1 protein-coding gene is annotated in these 288 nt (G+C 66.3%); it reads left to right on the plus strand.

All coding sequences use genetic code 11. The annotated features are described in order from the left end of the window. Nucleotides 1–288: DUF2259 domain-containing protein (locus tag CH341_RS32185; RefSeq protein ID WP_146604750.1), on the plus strand; the 288-nt coding region annotated here is incomplete at both ends.

Consider the following 288-nt stretch of genomic DNA (forward strand, 5'->3'; position numbering starts at 1 on the left):
GGACGGCAAGTATTTCGGCTTCGAGCAATACGGCGTCGAGGACGGCACCGGCTTTCCCTATTCCGATATCTTCCTCATCGACGTGGAAAAGGACGTCTGGGTGAAGGGAACGCCCATCCAGCAGCTCGTGCGCCGCGCCGGCACCGACCTGGAAAAGGTGCGCGAGGCCTCGCGTCTGCGCGCCGAACCGTTCCTCTGGCGGCTGAACGTCGGCACCAAGGGCAACCACGTGCTCGCCGACCCGTCGGAAACGGCCGAGGCCGCCGCCCGCTTCGTGCCGCTGACGGT

Origin of the sequence: Rhodoplanes roseus (assembly GCF_003258865.1) — a bacterium.
GTDB classification, from domain to species: Bacteria; Pseudomonadota; Alphaproteobacteria; order Rhizobiales; family Xanthobacteraceae; genus Rhodoplanes; species Rhodoplanes roseus.